General features: G+C 58.1%; 24 protein-coding genes. 16 read left to right on the top strand and 8 right to left on the bottom strand.

Features of this window, described 5'->3' with window-relative positions:
- Positions 1 to 15: 15 nt before the first annotated feature.
- Genes cheZ through fliE form a run of 5 tightly spaced genes read right to left on the bottom strand, consistent with a single transcriptional unit; the run spans position 16 to position 3,303 of the window.
- Complete coding sequence (gene cheZ, locus NQ842_RS09245) at positions 16 to 654, bottom strand: protein phosphatase CheZ (protein ID WP_257256769.1); 639 nt, start codon at positions 652 to 654, stop codon at positions 16 to 18.
- Between the two features lie 5 nt (positions 655 to 659).
- Positions 660 to 1,046, bottom strand: coding sequence for a chemotaxis response regulator CheY (gene cheY, locus NQ842_RS09250; protein ID WP_050860226.1), 387 nt, complete (start codon positions 1,044 to 1,046; stop codon positions 660 to 662).
- The gene (locus tag NQ842_RS09255) at positions 1,036 to 2,112 is read right to left on the bottom strand and encodes a chemotaxis response regulator protein-glutamate methylesterase (RefSeq protein WP_014832550.1); all 1,077 of its coding nucleotides are present in this window, start codon (positions 2,110 to 2,112) and stop codon (positions 1,036 to 1,038) included. Before NQ842_RS09255 ends, cheY begins: the two co-directional genes overlap by 11 nt.
- Positions 2,109 to 2,963 (bottom strand): CheR family methyltransferase, encoded by an 855-nt coding sequence (locus tag NQ842_RS09260; RefSeq protein WP_248059796.1) that lies wholly within the window; start codon positions 2,961 to 2,963, stop codon positions 2,109 to 2,111. The genes NQ842_RS09255 and NQ842_RS09260 overlap by 4 nt, the downstream gene beginning before the upstream one ends.
- Before the next feature lie 16 nt (positions 2,964 to 2,979).
- Entirely contained in the window at positions 2,980 to 3,303 is a 324-nt protein-coding gene (gene fliE / locus NQ842_RS09265) for a flagellar hook-basal body complex protein FliE (RefSeq protein ID WP_046888399.1), read from the bottom strand.
- 265 nt (positions 3,304 to 3,568) lie between these two features.
- Here fliE and fliF point away from each other — a divergent pair, with 265 nt between their 5' ends.
- The 13 genes from fliF to fliR all read left to right on the top strand — a co-directional run bounded on the left by fliF (position 3,569) and on the right by fliR (position 13,988).
- Entirely contained in the window at positions 3,569 to 5,248 is a 1,680-nt protein-coding gene (gene fliF, locus NQ842_RS09270; protein WP_050860224.1) for a flagellar basal-body MS-ring/collar protein FliF, read from the top strand.
- The gene (gene fliG, locus NQ842_RS09275; protein ID WP_257256770.1) at positions 5,248 to 6,234 is read left to right on the top strand and encodes a flagellar motor switch protein FliG; all 987 of its coding nucleotides are present in this window, start codon (positions 5,248 to 5,250) and stop codon (positions 6,232 to 6,234) included. The genes fliF and fliG overlap by 1 nt, the downstream gene beginning before the upstream one ends.
- Positions 6,221 to 6,925, top strand: coding sequence for a flagellar assembly protein FliH (locus NQ842_RS09280; RefSeq protein WP_257256771.1), 705 nt, complete (start codon positions 6,221 to 6,223; stop codon positions 6,923 to 6,925). The genes fliG and NQ842_RS09280 overlap by 14 nt, the downstream gene beginning before the upstream one ends.
- Positions 6,922 to 8,286, top strand: a complete 1,365-nt coding sequence (gene fliI / locus NQ842_RS09285; RefSeq protein WP_083021039.1) for a flagellar protein export ATPase FliI — start codon at positions 6,922 to 6,924, stop codon at positions 8,284 to 8,286. The genes NQ842_RS09280 and fliI overlap by 4 nt, the downstream gene beginning before the upstream one ends.
- 12 nt (positions 8,287 to 8,298) lie before the next feature.
- Positions 8,299 to 8,748 (top strand): flagellar export protein FliJ, encoded by a 450-nt coding sequence (fliJ, locus tag NQ842_RS09290; RefSeq protein WP_046888404.1) that lies wholly within the window; start codon positions 8,299 to 8,301, stop codon positions 8,746 to 8,748.
- Entirely contained in the window at positions 8,745 to 9,806 is a 1,062-nt protein-coding gene (locus NQ842_RS09295) for a flagellar hook-length control protein FliK (protein ID WP_257256772.1), read from the top strand. The genes fliJ and NQ842_RS09295 overlap by 4 nt, the downstream gene beginning before the upstream one ends.
- A 129-nt stretch (positions 9,807 to 9,935) precedes the next feature.
- Positions 9,936 to 10,442 carry a flagellar basal body-associated FliL family protein gene (locus tag NQ842_RS09300; protein ID WP_257256773.1) on the top strand — a complete coding sequence of 169 codons (507 nt, stop codon included), beginning with the start codon at positions 9,936 to 9,938 and terminating at the stop codon, positions 10,440 to 10,442.
- Between the two features lie 5 nt (positions 10,443 to 10,447).
- Complete coding sequence (fliM, locus tag NQ842_RS09305) at positions 10,448 to 11,440, top strand: flagellar motor switch protein FliM (protein WP_257256774.1); 993 nt, start codon at positions 10,448 to 10,450, stop codon at positions 11,438 to 11,440.
- Positions 11,441 to 11,447: 7 nt separating this feature from the next.
- Positions 11,448 to 11,831, top strand: a complete 384-nt coding sequence (fliN, locus tag NQ842_RS09310) for a flagellar motor switch protein FliN (protein WP_014832539.1) — start codon at positions 11,448 to 11,450, stop codon at positions 11,829 to 11,831.
- The gene (gene fliO, locus NQ842_RS09315) at positions 11,831 to 12,202 is read left to right on the top strand and encodes a flagellar biosynthetic protein FliO (RefSeq protein ID WP_063412766.1); all 372 of its coding nucleotides are present in this window, start codon (positions 11,831 to 11,833) and stop codon (positions 12,200 to 12,202) included. The genes fliN and fliO overlap by 1 nt, the downstream gene beginning before the upstream one ends.
- A gap of 29 nt (positions 12,203 to 12,231) precedes the next feature.
- On the top strand, positions 12,232 to 12,930 hold the full coding sequence (gene fliP / locus NQ842_RS09320) for a flagellar type III secretion system pore protein FliP (protein WP_063412776.1): 699 nt from the start codon (positions 12,232 to 12,234) through the stop codon (positions 12,928 to 12,930).
- Between the two features lie 9 nt (positions 12,931 to 12,939).
- The gene (fliQ, locus tag NQ842_RS09325; RefSeq protein ID WP_014832536.1) at positions 12,940 to 13,209 is read left to right on the top strand and encodes a flagellar biosynthesis protein FliQ; all 270 of its coding nucleotides are present in this window, start codon (positions 12,940 to 12,942) and stop codon (positions 13,207 to 13,209) included.
- Positions 13,209 to 13,988 (top strand): flagellar biosynthetic protein FliR, encoded by a 780-nt coding sequence (fliR, locus tag NQ842_RS09330; RefSeq protein WP_257256775.1) that lies wholly within the window; start codon positions 13,209 to 13,211, stop codon positions 13,986 to 13,988. Before fliQ ends, fliR begins: the two co-directional genes overlap by 1 nt.
- Before the next feature lie 3 nt (positions 13,989 to 13,991).
- Here fliR and NQ842_RS09335 read toward each other — a convergent pair whose 3' ends face one another.
- Entirely contained in the window at positions 13,992 to 14,516 is a 525-nt protein-coding gene (locus NQ842_RS09335) for a hypothetical protein (protein WP_014832534.1), read from the bottom strand.
- Positions 14,482 to 15,294, bottom strand: a complete 813-nt coding sequence (locus NQ842_RS09340; RefSeq protein WP_118282892.1) for a transcriptional regulator — start codon at positions 15,292 to 15,294, stop codon at positions 14,482 to 14,484. Before NQ842_RS09340 ends, NQ842_RS09335 begins: the two co-directional genes overlap by 35 nt.
- Before the next feature lie 456 nt (positions 15,295 to 15,750).
- Between NQ842_RS09340 and NQ842_RS09345 the strand changes: the two genes are divergently transcribed.
- The 3 genes from NQ842_RS09345 (at position 15,751) to NQ842_RS09355 (ending at position 18,057) form a co-directional block, all read left to right on the top strand.
- Complete coding sequence (locus NQ842_RS09345) at positions 15,751 to 16,242, top strand: DoxX family protein (protein ID WP_063412770.1); 492 nt, start codon at positions 15,751 to 15,753, stop codon at positions 16,240 to 16,242.
- A gap of 112 nt (positions 16,243 to 16,354) precedes the next feature.
- The gene (locus NQ842_RS09350; RefSeq protein WP_118282891.1) at positions 16,355 to 17,518 is read left to right on the top strand and encodes a methyl-accepting chemotaxis protein; all 1,164 of its coding nucleotides are present in this window, start codon (positions 16,355 to 16,357) and stop codon (positions 17,516 to 17,518) included.
- Between the two features lie 392 nt (positions 17,519 to 17,910).
- Positions 17,911 to 18,057, top strand: coding sequence for a hypothetical protein (locus NQ842_RS09355; RefSeq protein WP_182447881.1), 147 nt, complete (start codon positions 17,911 to 17,913; stop codon positions 18,055 to 18,057).
- Between the two features lie 184 nt (positions 18,058 to 18,241).
- Here NQ842_RS09355 and NQ842_RS09360 read toward each other — a convergent pair whose 3' ends face one another.
- Entirely contained in the window at positions 18,242 to 19,759 is a 1,518-nt protein-coding gene (locus NQ842_RS09360; protein ID WP_063425956.1) for a flagellin, read from the bottom strand.
- Positions 19,760 to 19,788 lie beyond the last annotated feature (29 nt).

The raw sequence follows: 19,788 nt of genomic DNA on the forward strand, positions 1-19,788 counted from the left end.
ATTCGCCCGGCGGGATTAGAAGCCGAGTGACTCCAGCAGATCGTCCACCTGCTCCTGAGACGCCACAATGCCTTCGGCGCGGGTATCGATCTGCGGACCGTTCTTCAGATGCGCGTCACCGGCGGCGGCGCTGGCGTCGCGTTCGTTCATGTTTTCCACCAGCACGCTGATAAGCTCTTTCTCGACGGTCTCAATCACGTGCATCAGGCTTTGCAGCACCTGACCGGTGAGATCCTGGAAATCCTGCGCCATCATGATTTCGGTCAGCTGGCGGTTGGTCTGCTGGGTCTTCTCCGGCACGTCGTGCAGGAAGGCGCGGGTGGCTTTGACCAGCTCGCGGGCATCCTCCAGCGGCTGCGGGTTTTCAAACCAGGCGTCCCAGCGCGCGCTCAGTGCGCTGGCGTTATCGCTCAGCCCTTCCTGCAGCGGGCGCGCCACCTCGACGCTGGTCAGCGCCCGGTCGGCGGCCTGGGAGGTCTTACCCACCACGTAGTTCAGGCGGTCACGGGTGTTCGGAAACGCGTCCGCGACTTCCATAATCGCCTGTTCCAGACCGAGGTTAGCCATGCTGTCGCGCAGCAGACGGGTCAGCTGTCCAATGCGAACAAAAATCTCTGTGGCGTTATCCGCCTGCATGTTTAACGGGGAGTTCATAAGGGTTACCCGAGTTTTTCAAAGATTTTGCCGAGCTTTTCTTCCAGCGTGGCAGCGGTAAACGGCTTAACGATGTAACCATTGGCCCCCGCCTGAGCGGCCGCGATGATGTTCTCTTTCTTCGCTTCTGCAGTCACCATCAGGACCGGCAGTTTTGCCATCGCCGCATCGCTGCGGATGGTTTTCAGCAGCTCCAGACCGTCGATATTGGGCATATTCCAGTCGCTGACGACGAAATCGAAGTCGCTGGTGCGCAGCTTGTTGAGCGCGTCCTGGCCGTCTTCGGCCTCGTCAATGTGCTTGTAGCCCAGATCCTGCAGCAGGTTTCGTACGATGCGTCGCATGGTGGCGAAGTCATCTACCACCAGAAAACGCAAATTTTTATCCGACATGGGGGAGATCTCCTGAACGTGAGTCGGTTTTGGATAATTTATGTTTATGAAAACTGTCCAGTAAGCACTGGCTGATATCGTCGAGATCGACGACCTTTTTCGCCGCGCCCAGCGCAATCGCCTCACGCGGCATGCCGAACACCACGCAGGTGGCTTCGCTCTGCGCGAGGGTAAAGGCGCCGGTCTGGCGCAGGTGCAGCAGACCGCGCGCGCCGTCCGCGCCCATGCCGGTCAGCAGGGCGGCGGTGGCGTGTTTGCTGGCCTGACGCGCCACGGAGTCAAACAGCACATCCACCGACGGGCGATGGCGGTTCACCGGCGGGGCATCGCTGAGCCTGACCCGGTAGCCATTGTCCTGGCAGAGGATCTCCATGTGGCGATCGCCCGGGGCAATCAGGGCGGTTCCCGGGCGCACCGGTTCGCCATCCTGCGCCTCCCGCACGGCAATCTGGCACAGCGAGTCAAGCCGCTGGGCGAAGGAGTAGGTGAAACCGGCAGGCATGTGCTGGGCGATCACAATCCCCGGTGTGCTGACCGGCAGCGGCATCAGCACCCGGCGCAGCGCCTCCGTGCCGCCCGTAGACGCGCCGATGGCGATGATGCTTTGCTGGCGCACGGGAATACCGGCGAGGATCGGTCTGACGTCGGGGTTATGCTGTGCCAGCCTCGCGCGAGCCGCGACGCGGATCTTCTCCACCACCAGCTGGCTCCAGCTGTCGATGTTCTCGGCGCCGCGGTGCTCCGGCTTGGGCAAAAAATCCACCGCACCGTGCTCCAGCGCGGTCATAGTGGCTTTCGACCCCCGGGTGGTCAGGGAGGAGACCATAATCACCGGCATCGGGCGCAGGCGCATCAGGCGGGAGAGAAACTCCAGCCCGTCCATTCGCGGCATGTCGATATCCAGCGTCAGCACGTCCGGGTTAAGCTGTTTAATCAGCTCGCGCGCAATAAACGCGTCCGGCGCCGTGCCGACCATTTCCATATCCGGCTGCTGATTGACCACCGCGCTGAGCATGTTGCGCATCAGGGCGGAATCATCGACCGCCAGCACACGAATCGCCTTCACCGTGTGGCCTCCGTCAGTTCATACACCGACTGCCCCCGCAGGCGCAGCGGAATATGTGTGTGGTTAAAATGTTCCGAATGGCCGACAAACAGCAGGCCACCCGGCTTAAGCAGACGCGCAAAACGCTGCAACAGACGCTGCTGCGTCGGCGCGTCGAAATAAATCATCACGTTACGGCAGAAAATGGCGTCGAACGGCCCGGGAACGGACCACTTTTCATCGAGTAAATTCAGCTGCTGGTAGTGAATGGCCGACAGCAGTTCCCGTCGGGCTTTCACCCACTCGCTGTTGTCGCCCGCCCCGCGCAGAAAATAGTGACGCTTTTGCGCCAGCGTCAGCGAGTCCAGATCGCTCAACCGGTAGACGCCCGCTTCGGCCTTAGCCAGCACCTCGGTGTCGATATCCGACGCCCAGATGCGCGGTCCGGCCACCGACGCGCCCAACTGCTCATTGAGCGTCATGGCGATAGAGCAGGGCTCTTCCCCTGTTGAGGCGGCAGTACACCAGACGCGGTAGCCGTTAGCGCGCTGGCGCGCATGTTCCGCGAGGATCGGGAAGTGATACGCTTCGCGGAAAAAGGAGGTCAGGTTGGTGGTCAGCGCGTTGATAAAGTTCTGCCATTCCGGATGCTCAGAGTGCGACTCAAGCAGGGCGATATACTCGCTGAACGAGGCCAGCCCCAGCGTGCGCACGCGACGGGAGAGACGATTAAAAATCATCTCTCGCTTTTGCGCGTTAACGACAATGCCGGCGCGCTTATAGATTAATTTCCCGACACGCTGTAATTCGCTGTCAGTCAGTGAAAGCGTATTCAGGGATAAGCGTGCAGGCGTGCTGTTAATTTCACTCATAGAAGGGGATCAGACCTTAAACCGGCGTATTCATTATTTCCTGATAGGCGCTAATCATCTTATTTCGTGCCTGCATACCAAAGCTGAATGAAATAGACGATTTCTGCATCGCCAGCATCACGTCATTCAGGGCAATATCGCTACTTCCAGACATCCATTGCTGTGTTTTGCTCTTTGCCTCAACCTGGGTTTTATTTATTTCGTTAATGCTGTTAAATAAAACGTCAGAAAAGGCAGGGGCCTCGCCGCGCGAAGTGTGCAGTCGGTGAGACGGGCCGCTGACCTGCTGCGCCTGGGTTTGAATTTGATCGAGTACGCCACGCATTAATGTCGCTGACATTCTTTTTATTCCTGGTAATTAAGATAAAAACGGCGGTTTGTTGCACATCTTTTAAACGTCGACAGCTTAACACGCGTTTAAAAACCTCAGAAAATCCAATAAGCCGACAGAACTTTGAGCTTATTTATCCTTAAAAAAAATGCCTTTCAGACGATAATGCCCGCCTGAAAAATTCTTATATTTTTGAAATCGTCGACATCACTCTCGCGAATTTCGTGAGCTGACGCGCATCGCGGATGCGTGCTATTTCATACAGGAATACGGCATGAGTGCCACACTAAATGAGTTAACCAACAATCCGGCAGAGCGAATTAAATCGATGCTGTCCTCACTTCGCGGCAGCCCGAAGCTTTTGCTGGTGATTTGCGGCGCTGCGGCGCTTTCCGTCATCATCGCGTTAATGTTCTGGGCAAAGGAGCCGGATTACCGGGTGCTGTTCAGTAATATCAGTGATGAAGAAGGCGGCGCCATCGTGGCGCAGCTGTCGCAGCTCAATGTCCCTTACCGCATCGACACGCCGGGTGGCGTGATCATGGTCCCGGCATCGCAGGTGCATGAGGTGCGCATGAAGCTGGCCCAGCAGGGGCTGCCGAAAGGCGGCGGCGTGGGCTTTGAACTGCTCGATCAGGAGAAATTTGGCGTCAGCCAGTTCACCGAGCAGGTGAACTACCAGCGCGCCCTGGAAGGCGAGCTGGCGCGTACCATTGAAAATCTCGGCCCGATCCAGAGCGCGCGCGTGCATCTGGCCACGCCAAAACCGTCGATGTTTGTCCGCGAACAGAAAAAACCGACTGCGTCCGTCACCGTTAACCTGCTGCAGGGCCGCACCCTGGACGACAGCCAGGTGGTGGCGATCACCCATCTTATCTCCAGCGCGGTGACCGGGCTGGCCGCAGAGAGCGTGACCATTGTCGATCAGCGCGGCAACCTCCTGACCCAAAGCGGCCTGCGCGGCCTGCAGACCGCGCACCTGAAATACACCAATGAAATCGAGAGCGACTACCAGCAGCGCATCCAGCGCATTCTGGCCCCGCTGGTGGGGGATGAAAACATCCGCGCCCAGGTGACCGCGCAGATTGATTTCACCGAGCAGGAGCAGACGCAGGAGCAGTATCAGCCGAACAGCGACCCTGAAAAAATGGCGATCCGCAGTCGTCAGGCCAGCCTGGCCGAGCAGGGTAACCGTCGTGGTGCCAGCGGCGTACCGGGCGCGCTGAGCAACACGCCTCCCGCACCGGCGACCGCGCCCATCACCCAGCCGCTGAACACGCCAGTGGATGATAAGAAAGAGAAAACCACCGGCAACAACGCCAGCCGTGAGACGGCGCAGCCGTACAACAACCGCAGTGACGAGACCACCAACTTTGAGGTGGATCGCACCCTTACGCACACCAAATCCAGCGTGGGGCGCATTCAGCGTTTGTCCGTGGCGGTGGTGATAAACCATCTGCCGCAGGGGGAAGAGGGCAAACCGGGGCCGATTAGCGAGGCCGAACTGACCCGCATTAACGCGCTGGTCAAAGAGGCGATTGGCTATAACGCCAGCCGTGGCGACAGCGTCAACATCCTCAACTCCGCCTTTAACGGCGTGGTGGAAGAGCCGGTTCCGCCGTTCTGGGAGCAGGATCGCTTCTACGCGTTGCTGATGGCTATCGCCCGCTATCTGGTCATCGCCATTATCGCCTGGGTCATGTGGCGCAAGCTGGTTCAGCCTGCCTGGGTTCGCCACCAGGAGACCACCCTGCGCCGTCTGGAGATGGAAAAAGAGGCGCGGGAAGAAGAGATTGCCGCGAAAAAACGTGCCGCGGAGAAAAGCAACCGCGACCGCGCCCAGCAGCGGGTGGATACGGAACTCAATGGTCAACAGCTGCGTGAGCTGGCAGAGCAGGAGCCGCGCGTTATTGCCCTCGTGATCCGCCAGTGGATGAGTAAGGAGCCGAAATAATGAATGCCTCAGAAAAAAGCGCCATCGTCATGCTGACGCTGGGAGATGTCCTGGCGGCGGAGGTGTTCAAGCACCTCAACGCCCACGAGGTGAAGCAGATCAGTGGCTCCATGGTCAACATGGCGGGCTTCACCCACGACCAGATGGCCATGGTGCTGGAGGAGTTTAAGAAAGACTCCAGCGAATATGCGGCGCTGAGCCTCAACACCAACGATTATCTGCGCAGCGTGCTGGTCAAGGCGCTGGGCGAAGAGCGCGCTTCCTCGCTGCTGGAAGATCTGCTGGATACCCACCAGGGCACCAACGGCATCGAAACGCTCAACTTTATGGATCCGCAGGCGGTGTTCGACCTTATCCGCGAAGAGCATCCGCAGATCATCGCCACCATCCTGGTCCACCTTAAGCGTAACCAGGCGGCGGACGTGCTGGGTAAATTCGACGATCGTGAGCGTAACGACATCATGCTGCGTATTGCCACCTTCGGCGGGGTACAGCCTGCCGCGCTGCAGGAGCTGACGGAAGTGCTCAACAACCTGCTGCACGGTCAGAACCTCAAGCGCAGCAAAATGGGCGGCGTCCGTCCGGCGGCCGAGATCCTCAATCTGATGAAATCTCAGCAGGAAGAGGCGGCCATCGAGGCGGTACGCGAGTTCGACGGCGAGCTGGCGCAGAAGATCATCGACGAGATGTTCCTGTTCGAAAATCTGGTGGATGTGGAAGACCGCAGCATCCAGCGCCTGTTGCAGGAGATCGAGAGCGAAACGCTGATCATCGCACTGAAAGGGGCCGACGAGCCACTGCGCATGAAGTTCTTCCGCAATATGTCGCGCCGTCAGGCCGAGCTGATGACCGACGATCTGGCCTCCCGTGGCCCGGTGCGTCTGTCGCAGGTGGAAGCCGAACAGAAGACCATCCTCAACGTGGTGCGTCGTCTGGCCGAGTCCGGCGAGATCCTGATTGGAGGCAGCGACGATGCCTACGTTTGATGAACATAACGCCACAGGATGGCGCGCCTGGCAGCCTGAAAACCTGCTGGGTGAGCCGCAGGACACCCCGCTACCCACGCTGGATAACACCCAGTCTGAGGCGCAGCTGAAAGCCGAGCTGGCACGTCTGCGCAAGCAGGCGGAACAGCAGGGGTTTGCCCAGGGGCAGCAGCAGGGCCAGGAAGAGGGCCGCAAACAGGGTTATGAGGCCGGGCTGAAAGAGGGCCGCGACGCCGGGTATGCCCAGGGCGTGGAGCAGGCGCGTGTGGAGCAGCAGGCGAAGCTGCGCGAGGCAGAAACGTGGGTCAGCAACTTTAAGCTGGCGCTGGAAAACCTCGAAGGGCTGATCCCCGCGCGTCTGGTGCAGCTGTCCCTGACAGCGGTGCAGCAACTCTACGGTTCGTCTCGTGTGGCAGATAACCATGCTCTGGTCACGCAGATCCGCAGCCTGATGCAGCAGGACGCGCTGCTGCACGGCACCATCCAGCTGTATGTCAGCCCGGACGCATTTGCGGCGGTGCAGGCGGCGCTGGGTGAAACGCTCACCGCGATGGGCTGGGAGCTTCACCGCGACGCGAGCCTGGCCGCCGGGGGCTGCCGGATAGTTTCCCCGGATGTGGAGGTGGATGCCAGCATGGAAACCCGCTGGCAGGCACTCTGTCAGCTGGCGCGCGAGGAGCTCTCGCAATGAGCCAGCAGTTAAAAACATGGCTATCGGCCCTCGACCGGGTGGAGGAGAAACTCACCCAGGTGCCCGATTTTCGCCAGTACGGCAAGCTGACGCGCGCCACCGGGCTGGTGATGGAAGCTGTGGGGCTGAAGCTGCCAATCGGTGCCCTGTGCATCGTTGAGCGCCAGACGGAACAGGGGATTATCCCGGTTGAGAGCGAAGTGGTGGGCTTTAACGGCCAGACGCTGTTCCTGATGCCGCTGGAGCATGTCGACGGCATTCTGCCGGGGGCGCGCATTTACGCCCTGCAAAGTGACAACCACGCGGGTAAGCAACTGCCCGTTGGCCCGCACCTGCTGGGTCGCGTGCTGGATGCCCAGGGCCGTCCGCTGGATGGCCGACCTGCGCCGGGGAAACCGGCGGCGGGGCTGTTTACCCCGACGCTTAACCCGCTGCACCGCGATCCGATTAAAAACGTGCTCGACGTCGGTGTGCGGGCCATCAACGGCCTGCTGACGGTAGGGCGCGGGCAGCGTATGGGCCTGTTCGCCGGTTCCGGCGTCGGCAAAAGCGTGCTGCTCGGCATGATGGCCCGCTTCACTACCGCTGATGTCATCGTGGTGGGGCTGATTGGCGAGCGTGGCCGCGAGGTAAAAGATTTTATCGAGAATATCCTCGGCGAGCAGGGGCTGGCGCGTGCAGTGGTTGTCGCCGCCCCGGCCGACGTCTCGCCGATTTTACGTATGCAGGGGGCCGTTTACGCGACGCGCATCGCGGAAGATTTTCGCGAGCGCGGCCTCAACGTGCTGCTGATCATGGACTCCCTGACCCGTTACGCCATGGCGCAGCGTGAAGTGGCCCTGGCGATTGGCGAACCGCCCGCGACCAAAGGCTATCCGCCGTCGGTCTTTGCCCGTCTGCCTGCGCTGGTCGAGCGCACCGGTAACGGCGTGAAGGGGGGCGGCTCAATCACCGCGTTTTATACCGTACTGACCGAAGGGGACGATCAGCAGGATCCGATTGCCGATTCCGCGCGGGCGATCCTCGACGGCCATATCGTGCTGTCGCGTCGTCTTGCTGAGGCGGGGCACTATCCGGCGATCGATATTGAAGCTTCGATCAGCCGCGCCATGACCGAGCTTATCCCGCATGCCCAGTACCGCAAGGTGCAGCGTTTTAAACAGCTGCTTTCCGCGTATCAGCGCAACCGCGATCTGGTCAGCGTGGGGGCGTACGTCAAAGGGAGCGACGCGATGCTGGATCAGGCTATCGACAAATACCCGTCGCTGGAGGCGTTCCTCCATCAGGCAATCCACGAGCGCAGCGGCTATGACGACGCCGTTCGCGCTCTGACCGGGCTCTTCCCGGACATCAAGGACTAATCCGGAGGCGCGATGAACGTGAAAAACCCCATGACGCTGCTGCGCGATATGGCGCAGGAGACGCTGACCGAGACCACCCGCGCGCTGGGTGGGGCGCAGCAGCAGCTCCAGCAGGCGATGACCCAGCACGAACAGCTGCAGCACTATGAGCAGGAGTACCAGCAGTCCCTGCGTCAGGGAATGATGGGCGGCGGTATGTCAGTGGCAGATCTGGTGAATCACCAGTCGTTTATTTTGTCGCTGAAACAGGTGGTGAAGCAGCAGGAAGGCCACGTTAACGCCTGCGAAAAGGCGGTAGACGAGGTGAAGCAGAATTGGGTGCAGAACAAGCAGCGCCTGAACGCGTTTGAAACCCTGATTGAACGCCGGGCGACGGCGCAGGCCGTGGTTCAGAGCCGACATGAACAAAAGCTGATGGATGAATTTGCTCAGCGTGCCGGACAAAAGAGAGAAAGGCTATGAACATTGATATTGCCGCCCTGCTACTGGGCGGCGGAGTGCAGGGCAAACCGAAGACCGGGTTGCTCGCAGACGAAGGCTTCAGCCTGGCGCTGGATGACAAGCTGGCGGAACTGGCGCAGCTTTTCCCGGAGCTTGACCCCCAGGCGCTGGTAGCACTGCCGCAATCCGCACTGGCGGGGTTGTCCGCAGATTTACTGCCGCAACAGCTTGCCGACGACGCACCGGTAACGGATGCCGACGGTATGCTGCTCGCCGCGCCGCCGGGGCTGGCAGAGGCCCTGAACGGGGTTTCACTCACCGACGGTGAGGGTAAAGAGAGCCCGCAGTGGCAACTGCAACAGCTGGTGACCCGCAGCGTCACCGGAGCAGAGCCGGTTAAACCTGCAGAGGGCATAGTGAGTGGCCAAACCCCGGCGCGAGAAGGCAAAACGGTGTCTCCCCTGATGGCCGCCGCCGGGAACACGCCAGCGGCAAATGCCGCACCGCTGACGGCGCAGCCCGCAGCGGTGAGCAGTGAGGCGATAATCACGGCAGACGTGCCTGCGAGCTCATCGGTGAGCGCCGTGGCGCTGCCGGCCGCCGTACGCACCAGTGTGGCGCATGCACCGCAGCAGGTTGTCACCGTCAACCATCCGCCGGAAACGCCGGAGTGGAAGCAGTCAGTCAGCCAGCATATCGCTATCTTTAGCCGTAACGGGCTGCACAGCGCGGAGATCCGCCTGCACCCGGAAGAGCTGGGGTCGCTGCAGATCTCCCTGCGTATGCAGCAGGATCAGGCGCAGATCCATATCGTCAGCGAACATGCGCATATTCGTCACGTCATGGAGCAGGCCATGCCGCAGCTGCGTGCCGCGATGGCGGAATCCGGTATTCAGCTCGGCCAGGCAAACGTGAGCGCGGAAGGGCAGCAGTTTGCCGCCGGTGAGCAGGGCCAGAACGCATCGGGTGACGAGCACGGCGCGCAGGAAGGGGAAGAGCCGTTGATGGAAGAGGAGATCGTGCCGACCTTATTAACCACCACCCCCGGAAATATATACGGAATAAATACCTTTGCCTGAAGTGGCGAATTAGCTTCAGGAATGAAATTTTATCACCTGATTATCAGGATGATGATATGGACTACAATGTCCGCCATATTGACCCGAGGGTAGTCCGCTGCCCTCTCTTATTTATCAGGTGTACGTTCAATGAGTAATAAAAATAAAAAGGTCGCCAGCGGCGGAGGGTCTCGCTCGCTTCTGATGACGTTCATGTTTTTGACTGCCGTTGCGGCGTGCGGATTTTCCGGCTACCTGTTCTGGGAAATGAAATTTGCGAAACCGGCAGCAGAGGTTGCGCAAGGGGAAGTGCAGGCAACACCGGCGCCGGTACAGGTTGAGCCGCTGTACGCTTCAATGAATACCTTTACCGTGAGCCTGAAGCCGACGGCGAACGAATCGGATCGGGTATTGTATCTGGGCTTGTCCATTCGCGTGGCAGAACAGAAATCACTGGCGGTGCTGGAAAAATATTTGCCGGAATATCGCAGCCGCTTATTTATGTTGCTTACTCACCAGACCTATGACGAGTTATCGACGGATGAAGGAAAGCGTCGCCTGATTACCAATATTCAGAGTGAGCTCGATAAACCGCTGGCATTTAACCAGTCCATTCGCGTCACTGACGTGCTTATTAACGAATTTATTCTGCGGTAATTATTATGGCTGACAGCTTTTTATCTCAGGATGAGATCGACCGTTTGCTCAATGCCGATGTGGAGAGCAACAGCGATCGTCAAAACAATGGGGCAGACCCGGGGATCAAACCCTACGATCCGCATACCCAGCGCCGGGTCATTCGCGAACGTCTGCATTCGCTGGAAATTATTAACGAGCGTTTTGCCCGTCAGTTCCGTATGGGGCTGTTTAACCTGCTGCGCCGTAGCCCGGACATTACCGCTGGGAACATTAAGATCCAGCCGTATCACGAGTTTGCCCGCAACCTGCCGGTGCCGACAAACCTGAACCTGCTGCACCTTAACCCGCTGCGCGGCACCTCGCTGATGGCGTTCTCGCCGGGGCTGGTGTTTATGGCCGTGGATAACCTGTTTGGCGGCGACGGTCGTTTCCCGACCAAGGCCGACGGCCGTGAGTTTACGCCCACTGAACAGCGCGTGATCCACCGCATGCTGTCGATGGCGCGCGAGGCGTACGAATTTGCCTGGAGTTCGATCTATAAAATCAAAACGGAGTACATCCGCTCTGAAATCCAGGTGAAGTTCACCAATATCACCTCATCGCCGAATGACGTGGTGGTCACCACGCCGTTTTCGGTGGAGATCGGCTCGCATCGCGGGGAGTTTAATATCTGTATTCCCTTCAGCACCATCGAGCCGCTGCGCGAGTTGCTGAGTAACCCGCCGATGGACAACTCACGCCATGAGGACTCCCACTGGCGCGGCCTGCTGGCAAGCCAGATGCGGGAAACCGAGCTGGAGCTCACGGCACGGTTCGCCGATATCGGCACCCGGCTTTCCAGCGTCATGCAGATGAAAAAAGGCGACATCATCGCGCTTGATAAGCAGGAGTTTATCGAGGCCAGCGTCGGTGGCGTACCGGTCTTCACGGCCAAATACGGTGCCGTGAACAATCAATATGCCCTGAAGGTCGAGCAGATGATTCAGCCTTCATTACTTTCATTAAACAAGGAGTAATTTCCCCATGAGCGATATGAACACCTCATCGGGTTCTGACGATCAGTCCATTGATAATCTGTGGGGTGAGGCGATGACCGAACAGCACGCGGCGGGAATTACCGACACCATGGCTGCACCGCAATTTTCTGACGAGATGAACCTGATCCTGGATATTCCGGTAAAAATGACCGTGGAGCTGGGACGCACCAAAATGACCATCAAGGAGCTGCTGCGTTTAAGCCAGGGCTCGGTGGTATCGCTGGACGGGCTGGCGGGGGAACCGCTGGATATTCTGATCAATGGTTACCTGATTGCGCAGGGTGAAGTGGTGGTGGTCTCCGATAAGTTCGGCATCCGTATTACGGATATCATCACCCCGTCTGAGCGTATGCACCGTCTGAGCCGCTGATGAACGCCACTGACTCCCTTCCTGCCACTGGCTCGGTGCTGATGACGGTCAGCGGCGCGCTGGCGTTGATTATCCTGCTGATGGTGGTGATGGCCTGGGCCGCCCGCCGCAGCGGGCTGGCGCGTCGGCTGAACGACGCTCAGGGCAACATGACCCTGGTGGCGACCCAGTCGCTGGGGCCGCGCGAGCGCCTGGTGCTGGTTGACGTGGGCGAACAGCGTCTGGTGCTGGGCGTTACCGCCTCGCAGATTACCTGCCTCGCCACCCAGCCGCGCCCGGAAAACGCCCCGCAGACCACCGCGCCGGCGGCGACCTTTCCGCTGATGCTGGAAAAGCTGCGCCAGAAATACCGTCCGGGAGGTGAGCAGTGAGCCTTCGTCTGCTGCTGGCGATCGCCCTGATGCTGCCTGCCGCCGGTGCGCTGGCGGCCAACGCTGACATCACCCTCGGCCAGCCTTCCGGGGAAGGGGGCTGGACGCTGCCGGTACAAACCCTGCTGCTGCTGAGCGGCTTTACCTTTATCCCTGCCGTACTGCTGATGATGACCGGGTTTACCCGCATCATCATTGTGCTGGGGTTAATGCGTAACGCGCTCGGCACACCCACCGCGCCACCCAACCAGGTGCTGGTGGGGCTGTCGCTGTTTTTGACCTTCTTTGTGATGTCGCCGGTGTTCAGCCAGATCTACGAAAAAGCCTGGCAGCCGCTGCAGGAAAATAAAATCACCATGGAGGTGGCGCTCACCGAAGGGGTGAAACCGCTGCGTGCGTTCATGCTCGACCAGACACGCGAAAGCGATCTGGCGATGTTCGCCCGTATCGCGAAGACGCCGGATATCGCCTCGCCGGAAGAAGTGCCGCTCAGCATTCTGGTGCCGGCGTTTATCACCAGCGAGCTGAAAACCGCCTTCCAGATTGGCTTCACCATCTTTATTCCGTTCCTGATTATCGACCTGGTGGTCGCCAGTATCCTGATGGCGCTGGGGATGATGATGGTCCCGCCGACCACCATTGCGCTGCCGTTCAAGCTGATGCTGTTTGTGCTGGTCGACGGCTGGCAGCTGCTGGTGGGTTCGCTGGCCCAGAGCTTTTACAGTTAGGAGAGACCCATGACCCCGGAAAGCGTAATGGTGATTGGCATGCAGGCGATCAAGGTGGGACTGATGGTATCAGGCCCGCTGCTGGTGGCCGCGCTGGTCACCGGTCTTATCATCAGCATTTTGCAGGCCGCCACCCAGGTCAACGAAATGACCATGACCTTCATCCCAAAAATCCTGATGATTGTCGGCGTCGCGGTGGCGCTTGGCCCGTGGATGATGAAAATCTTTATTGAATACACCCGTGCGGTGTTCGCCAGCATTCCCTACGTGATCGGCTGATGGCCTTCGGACTTCCTCTCGACCAGCTTTACGGGCTGGTCAGTCACTATTTTTTCATTATGGTGCGCATTGCCGCGCTGCTGCACGTTGCCCCTGTGTTTGGCGAGAAGGCGATCAACGCCCGGCTGCGCGCGTGCCTGGCGCTGCTGACGGCGATCCTGCTCGGCGGCACGCTGTCCGACGCGCAGGTGGGGCTTTACTCCTGGGAAGGCGTCTGGGTGCTGGCCAAACAGGTGATTATCGGCGCGGCGATGGGGCTGACGCTGCAATTGCTGTTTGCCGCTGTGCGCATGGCCGGTGAGATCATCGGTATGCAGATGGGGCTGTCGTTCGCCACCTTCTTCGACCCCGGGGCTGGCAACAGCCCGGTGATCTCGCGTTTTCTCAACCTGCTGGTGACGCTGCTGTTCCTCGCCTTTAACGGCCATCTCTGGCTGCTGGCGCTGCTGGCGGAGACCTTCCAGACGCTGCCGGTTGACGCCACGCCGCTGCATGCGGGCGGGTTTATGTACCTGGTCACCCACGCGGGGCTCATCTTCAGCCAGGGGTTGATGCTGGGACTGCCGATTATCGCCCTGCTGCTGTGCATCAACTTTATCCTCGGACTGTTAAACCGCCTGACGCCACAGCTCTCCATCTTCGTGATTGGTTTCCCGCTGACGCTCACCTTCGGCATGCTGGCGCTGTTCCTGATTGCCGAAACGCTGGCCCCGTTCTATGAGCGCCTGATGGCCACCGGGTTTGATACCCTTGCCGGCCTGATTCAGGCGCTGGTGTAACCCTCAGTTCATGCAGGCGATACGGGCGACGGTTTCCGTGCCGGAGGCCAGCACTTTATCGTCCAGCAGATACACGGTGCTGGTGGCCACTTCACCCGGTTTAATCTGCGGGAAGATATAGTCGGTCACGTCTTTATCCGCGGTCTGGCCACCGAGCTTGCGGTGCTGGCTGGTGACGGTCAGATGGATCCGTTTGCCCGACACGTCTACGTCGTAACGCACTTCACGGTTCACCGCTTTGGGAAGTCCGTCGCGCTTGCCGTCCCTGAAGTGGCTGATAGTGCCGATATAGGTGGTATGCCCGCTGAACAGACCGTCGCGATAGGAGCGGTAGATACCCCGTGCCAGCGTCGCGTTGTTGTCGTCCTCTATCACGTAGTAGGAGGTGGGGGCAATACACTGCGAGGCGTACGCGGTGGTTTTAAACCCGTACAGCGCCATACCGCCCAGCCCGGCGACCATCCCGCCCACAAACAGCAGGGTAAGCGGGGATTTAATAAAGGCGAAAATAGAACGATTCGCAGTCATTCCCTGAATCCTTAAAGGGTTGTTGGCAGGCAATAAGCCCCTGGAACTGGCTCATTTTTTCAGAGCCGGTGGTGACGTACAGCACGGCGGCCGGTTTTTCGTTGGGACGGCGGTCCAGCACGTGACGGGTATAGGTTTGCAGCGTGGATTCAATCAGCGCTTGCTGCGACTGTTTATCCTGCTGAACCATCACCTGTGTGCCGGGCGGCACGCCGGGCCCGTTCCAGCGCACAAAGTGAACCGGCTGCGGGGTAAAGTCGAACATCCCGCGCAGGAGCAGCGCAATCGCCAGCCCAACGAGTACGCCCGCCAGAGTGACACCGATCTTTTGCCTGAGCGCATTGCGGGCGCGGGCAGGAAGGTGCGTAACAGCCGGTGGTGCTTCTGGTGTATCGGCCTGTATCGGTTCATCCTCCAGGGGCAGGGGTTCCGCTTGTGGCAGTTCGCTGCTCGCCTCCCGCACCAGCAGGCGATAGCCGCTGCGCGTCACGGCGATGAGCGTGATGGCTTCCTGCAGGTTCAGTTGAGTAAACGCGCGGCGCAGTTTGGTGATCATCACCCGTACGCTGTTGTCCGTGACTTCTACCCCGGCGCTACGCCAGCCGATCTCCATGAGTTGTTCCTGGGAAAGGACCTCACCCTGCGCCTCGGCCAGTGCGGCGAGACACAGGCACGCGCTCTGGGGGAGGGTAACGGTCTCTTGCGTATCCGTCCGGGTAAGTTCTCGGGTCTGTACATCCAGCGTTAGTGACGTTCCAATCGCGATAGGGTTTAGCATAGTTATTTGATTCTTCTGGTGTAATGGACATCGCTTCTGGCTAGTGTAATTAATAGTAATGAATGCACGGTATTGCTAGCCGAAGGCCAGAGCGACATGCTTTTTATGTCTTACGTCATATTTTTGCAACCACTACCTAATAACAGCCTTAACAGGATTAAGGTTATTAATCGGGCTTTTATTAACCCTGTAAAAAGTAATGCTTAGGAGTGTTTTACTTTAATTATATTAAAACCAATCACTTGCAGTTGTGATGGCGGAGGTGGGGCATCCGTAGCGTTGATAATGAGACGCCGTTATTATTTCAAATTAATAATTTTTAATCTGTATATATTTATTAATTGTGTTGGGAATGGGGCCGGGGCGGTTGCGAATGAGGTCAGCAAATTTATACTGAGTAAAGACAGGATATTGAATTTATTACACAGTATTTTATTTTCTTTACAAGGATGACCGATGGTATCTGTTAAGCGTTTTATGCAAACGTCCGATCTGCCCGCCATGTTTCCCGTATTTATCTGTCGTCTGGTCGTCGGAATATTTTTCTTTACCGCCGGGTTTAATAAATTATTCGTAACGGAAAACCAGCTGCTGATGGTGGATACCCTGCACGACGCGGGGATCCCTTTCCCGGACGTAATGGCGGTCATCGTCTCTTTTCTGGAATGCAGCATGGGGCTGCTGTTGACGCTCGGGTTATTCAGCCGCGTTAGCGCGCTGGTACTGATGATGATCAGCACCGTGGCGTTGGCAACTATTGGTATTTATACCATTCCGCACGGGCTTAATTTGATTGCCTGGTTGAGCTGGCTCTTTTATCTGCCCGAGACGCTGTATATCGTGCTCTGTCTGCTTCCCCTGACCTGGGGCGGCACGCTGTGTAGTCTTGACGGCTGGCTGGTGAAACGCTGGGATAATGTGCGCAAAATTGTTTTTGTGGAGGAGTAACACAAGTGTGCGGTTATCAACGGTTTGAAGAGCATATTTACTGACGCCTGCATAATAAAATAGCCCTGTAGAGGTAGCGTTGTGCTGCCGTTAAAAGAACAGGGCTGTTGTCATGGTTTTTATCGTTATTTTAGTCGTTATTTTTATTACCCTGGTGATTCTGGTGCAGGCTGGGGTCATGCCCTGGTTTATTCGTACCGAGGGGCAGCGTCTGCGTACGCAGGTTGATGCTCTGGCAACCCAGTTACGTGAACAGCTCGACAGGGTTGAAGCGCAGCAGCGCTCAGTGACCGAAAGTGTGGTCACCCTGAAAAGCTTTGCGCTGGATAAAAGTGCGCCGGGCGATACCGATCCCGGCGAAGAGACGGGCTCCAGCCGTCAGTTCTTCAATTCACTGGTCAAAGAGATCGGCGAGCGCCTTGGCGGCCGCGCCTGGATGGTGGATAACACCGGGCGCATCATCGGTGATGCCGCTGGTGCGCCGACGGTGCAATCTCTTAACGATGCCAGCCTGCCGATGGCGGTTCCACTGCGTGGGCTGCTGGCCCAGCCGGGCGGAGGGTTACGGCATACCCGTTTTCGCAGCGCCAGCGGCGAGCACACGCTGGTGGTGACGCCTGTCGCTGAGACATCGTGGCTTGTGGCCATTGATGTTCCCACCCGTCGGATGGGCGAACGCCCTGGCATACTCCTGCATAAGCCGTGGCCGCTGGCGGCCTTGCTGCTGGTCTCCACCTTGACGCTGCTGCGCAGTCTGAACCTCCACCTTTCCCGACTCAACGAAGAGCTGCCGTCACAGCTGAAAACCGAGCAGGGTGCGCCGTTGCCGCCGCTGATGCAGGAGATTGGCGAGCAGGTAAGCATGATTGCGCGGGCAGCCAGCGCGATTGCTGAGGAAAATGAGCGTCTGCTGCGGGTACCTGAAGCGAACGGTAATCTCCTCGCCATGCTGAGTGAAAGCACCACCGGCGTGGTTCAGGCGATGAACGCCCTGCATGATGCCGCGCTGCAGATCGCCGACTGTAGCGGCGCGCTGGTGCAGCTGGCGAGCCGTGCCTATAGCTACTCGCTGCACAACGAAGAGGGTGTTTTTGCCGTCGAGTCACGCAATCTGGCGAGCCGTTGCGCCCGCTCTTCAAAAGAGCTTCGGGCGCTGATTGACGACGCGATGATGCAGGCGCAAAGCGGGGCGCCCTCGGTCACGCAGAATAACAGCGTGCTGATTGAAGAGGTTTATACGGTCGCGAATACTTTACTTCAGCGCACAGGCAGCTAGCCGGGTGGCGCTGCGCTTACCCGGCCCACTTTCGGGGATTTTATCGGCCGGGTAAGGCGTAGCCGACACCCGGCACAAATCTGGAAGCCGCCTCGCAATCCCACAAGTCACCCTCTGTAATACGTGATTTATCCTGTTATTCGTTTCTATCCCAACGTAAAGTGCCCGCGTTGCGGCAATATCCGCAGCCGGGCGTGAGAACCTGAAAATACAAGGCGGTACCGAAGCGACCTGCAGGTTTGCTCCTTGTGATTCATTTCTCATCTCTCCGAAGGCTTTCATATGACGATTCTGTCCGCACTTTCTTCTTTCTCTCGCGACGATTTCTCCAGCAACGCATTGCTCGTGACGCCGCGCCGTCGTGCATGCCGGACGGCTGGCAGGACACGCTTATGCCGGTTCACTATGCGCAGGCGCTGCCACAGGCAATATTGGGAAACACCCTGCCGCAGGAGATGAACATCGCGTTGAGGGGATTACTGCACGATAGGGTGTACCTGCTGGCGGATTATGTGAAGGAGCCTTACCTCCCGTCTTAAAACCCTTGCCGGGTGGCGGCGGCTGCGCCTGACCCGACCTACGTTTGCGTTGATCCTTGTAGGCCCATGCAAGCGCAGCGCCGCCGGGCAATGCGCACAGAGCACAAAAACAAAAAAGCCCTCCACCAGGGAGGGCAACCGCGCGTGAGTCACGCGCGTAATAATAGTGAGGTGGTAACGCAGATTAACGCAGCAGGGACAGCACGTTCTGCGGAACCTGGTTGGCCTGGGCGAGAACGGACACACCGGCAGACTGCAGGATGTTCGCGCGGCTCATGGCAGAAACTTCAACGGAGAAGTCCGCATCCAGCACGCGGGAGCGCGCTTCAGAGGTGTTGATGACCGTGGTGTTCAGGTTAGCGATGATCGAGCCGAAGCGGTTCTGAATCGCACCCAGGTCAGCAGTGAAGTTGGTTACCTGGGTCATGGCATCGTCTAGCTTCTTAAGCAGACCGTCGGCCACGTCTGGATAATCTGGGGCTGTAGTGGTTGACCAGCTTTGCAGGATCTTGTTTTGATCAATCGCGCTGATTGCCGTGGTGTCTTCAACGACTTTATTGCTGTCTGCATTATCAAGGGAGAACTTCTTGATGTTGCCATCCTTATCTACAGCGTAATGATCATTACCGTCAGAGAAGATTTCCATCTGCAGGCCTGCTGCAGTTGCATCTGCGCCAAACAGGGCAGCGATTTCGTTCATCTGATCTTCGGTGAGGTCAACATTATCGCCATTGTCGTTGGTGATGCTGGTCAGGCCATCTTTGATGGTGGCTGCGGTGACGTTTAGCGTGCTTCCACCATTATCGAAGATATCTTTTTCGAGAGTGGTGAGTTTACCTGCGGTGGTATCGAGAGTCACTGTATCCAGGACCGATTTGGTTGGTGGCGCAGTATCGTCTTTGAACGTCAGGTCTGCGACATAAATTTCATCATCATTCACATCTTTGATATAAAATTTTTGGTCGGCCCCTGTACCTTCGCTATATACTTCAATATCGTTCTGGTCATAACCTGCATTGATCTTTTGGGCAATTGTTGTCAGGTCGGCATCCTCAAACGCCCAGTCCTCGGCCAGGCCTACGTCGATGGGACCAGTAATCTCGCTTGGCGTATCGCCAATACGCGGCACTTCCACTTCACCTTTGCCCATAGAAACGGTAATTTTCGAGAACTCAAGGTCAAAGTCTTCCAGGCCCAGCGTTTTGATATCCATCTGGGTGAGGTCGATGTCGATAGTCTGACCATCTTTATCGCCGATCTGAATGGTCAGCTTTTCACGTGAACCATCAAGAACGTTAACGCCGTTGAAATTGGTGGTGTCAGAGATACGCTGGATCTCACTCAGACGCGCGGTGATCTCTTTTTTGATGGAGTCACGGTCATCTTTGGAGTTGGTATCGCTTTTCGCCTGCACGGTCAGCTCACGGATACGCTGTAAGTTCTCGGTTACTTCCTGCAGCGCGCCTTCGGTGGTCTGCGCGAGGGAGATACCGTCGTTGGCGTTACGCGCTGCCTGGGTCAGGCCACGCACGGTAGAGGTGAAGCGGTTAGAGATTGCCAGGCCTGCTGCATCGTCTTTTGCGCTGTTAATACGCAGACCAGAGGAGAGGCGCTGAATGGCGGTACCCAGAGAAGACTGGGATTTATTCAGGTTGTTCTGAGCCATTAAACTCAGGGCGTTGGTGTTAATGACCTGGGCCATATCAATATCCTTTTAGTTGTTAAAGCTGT

It is taken from the genome of Enterobacter cloacae complex sp. R_G8, assembly GCF_024599795.1.
GTDB classification, from domain to species: Bacteria; Pseudomonadota; Gammaproteobacteria; order Enterobacterales; family Enterobacteriaceae; genus Enterobacter; species Enterobacter dissolvens.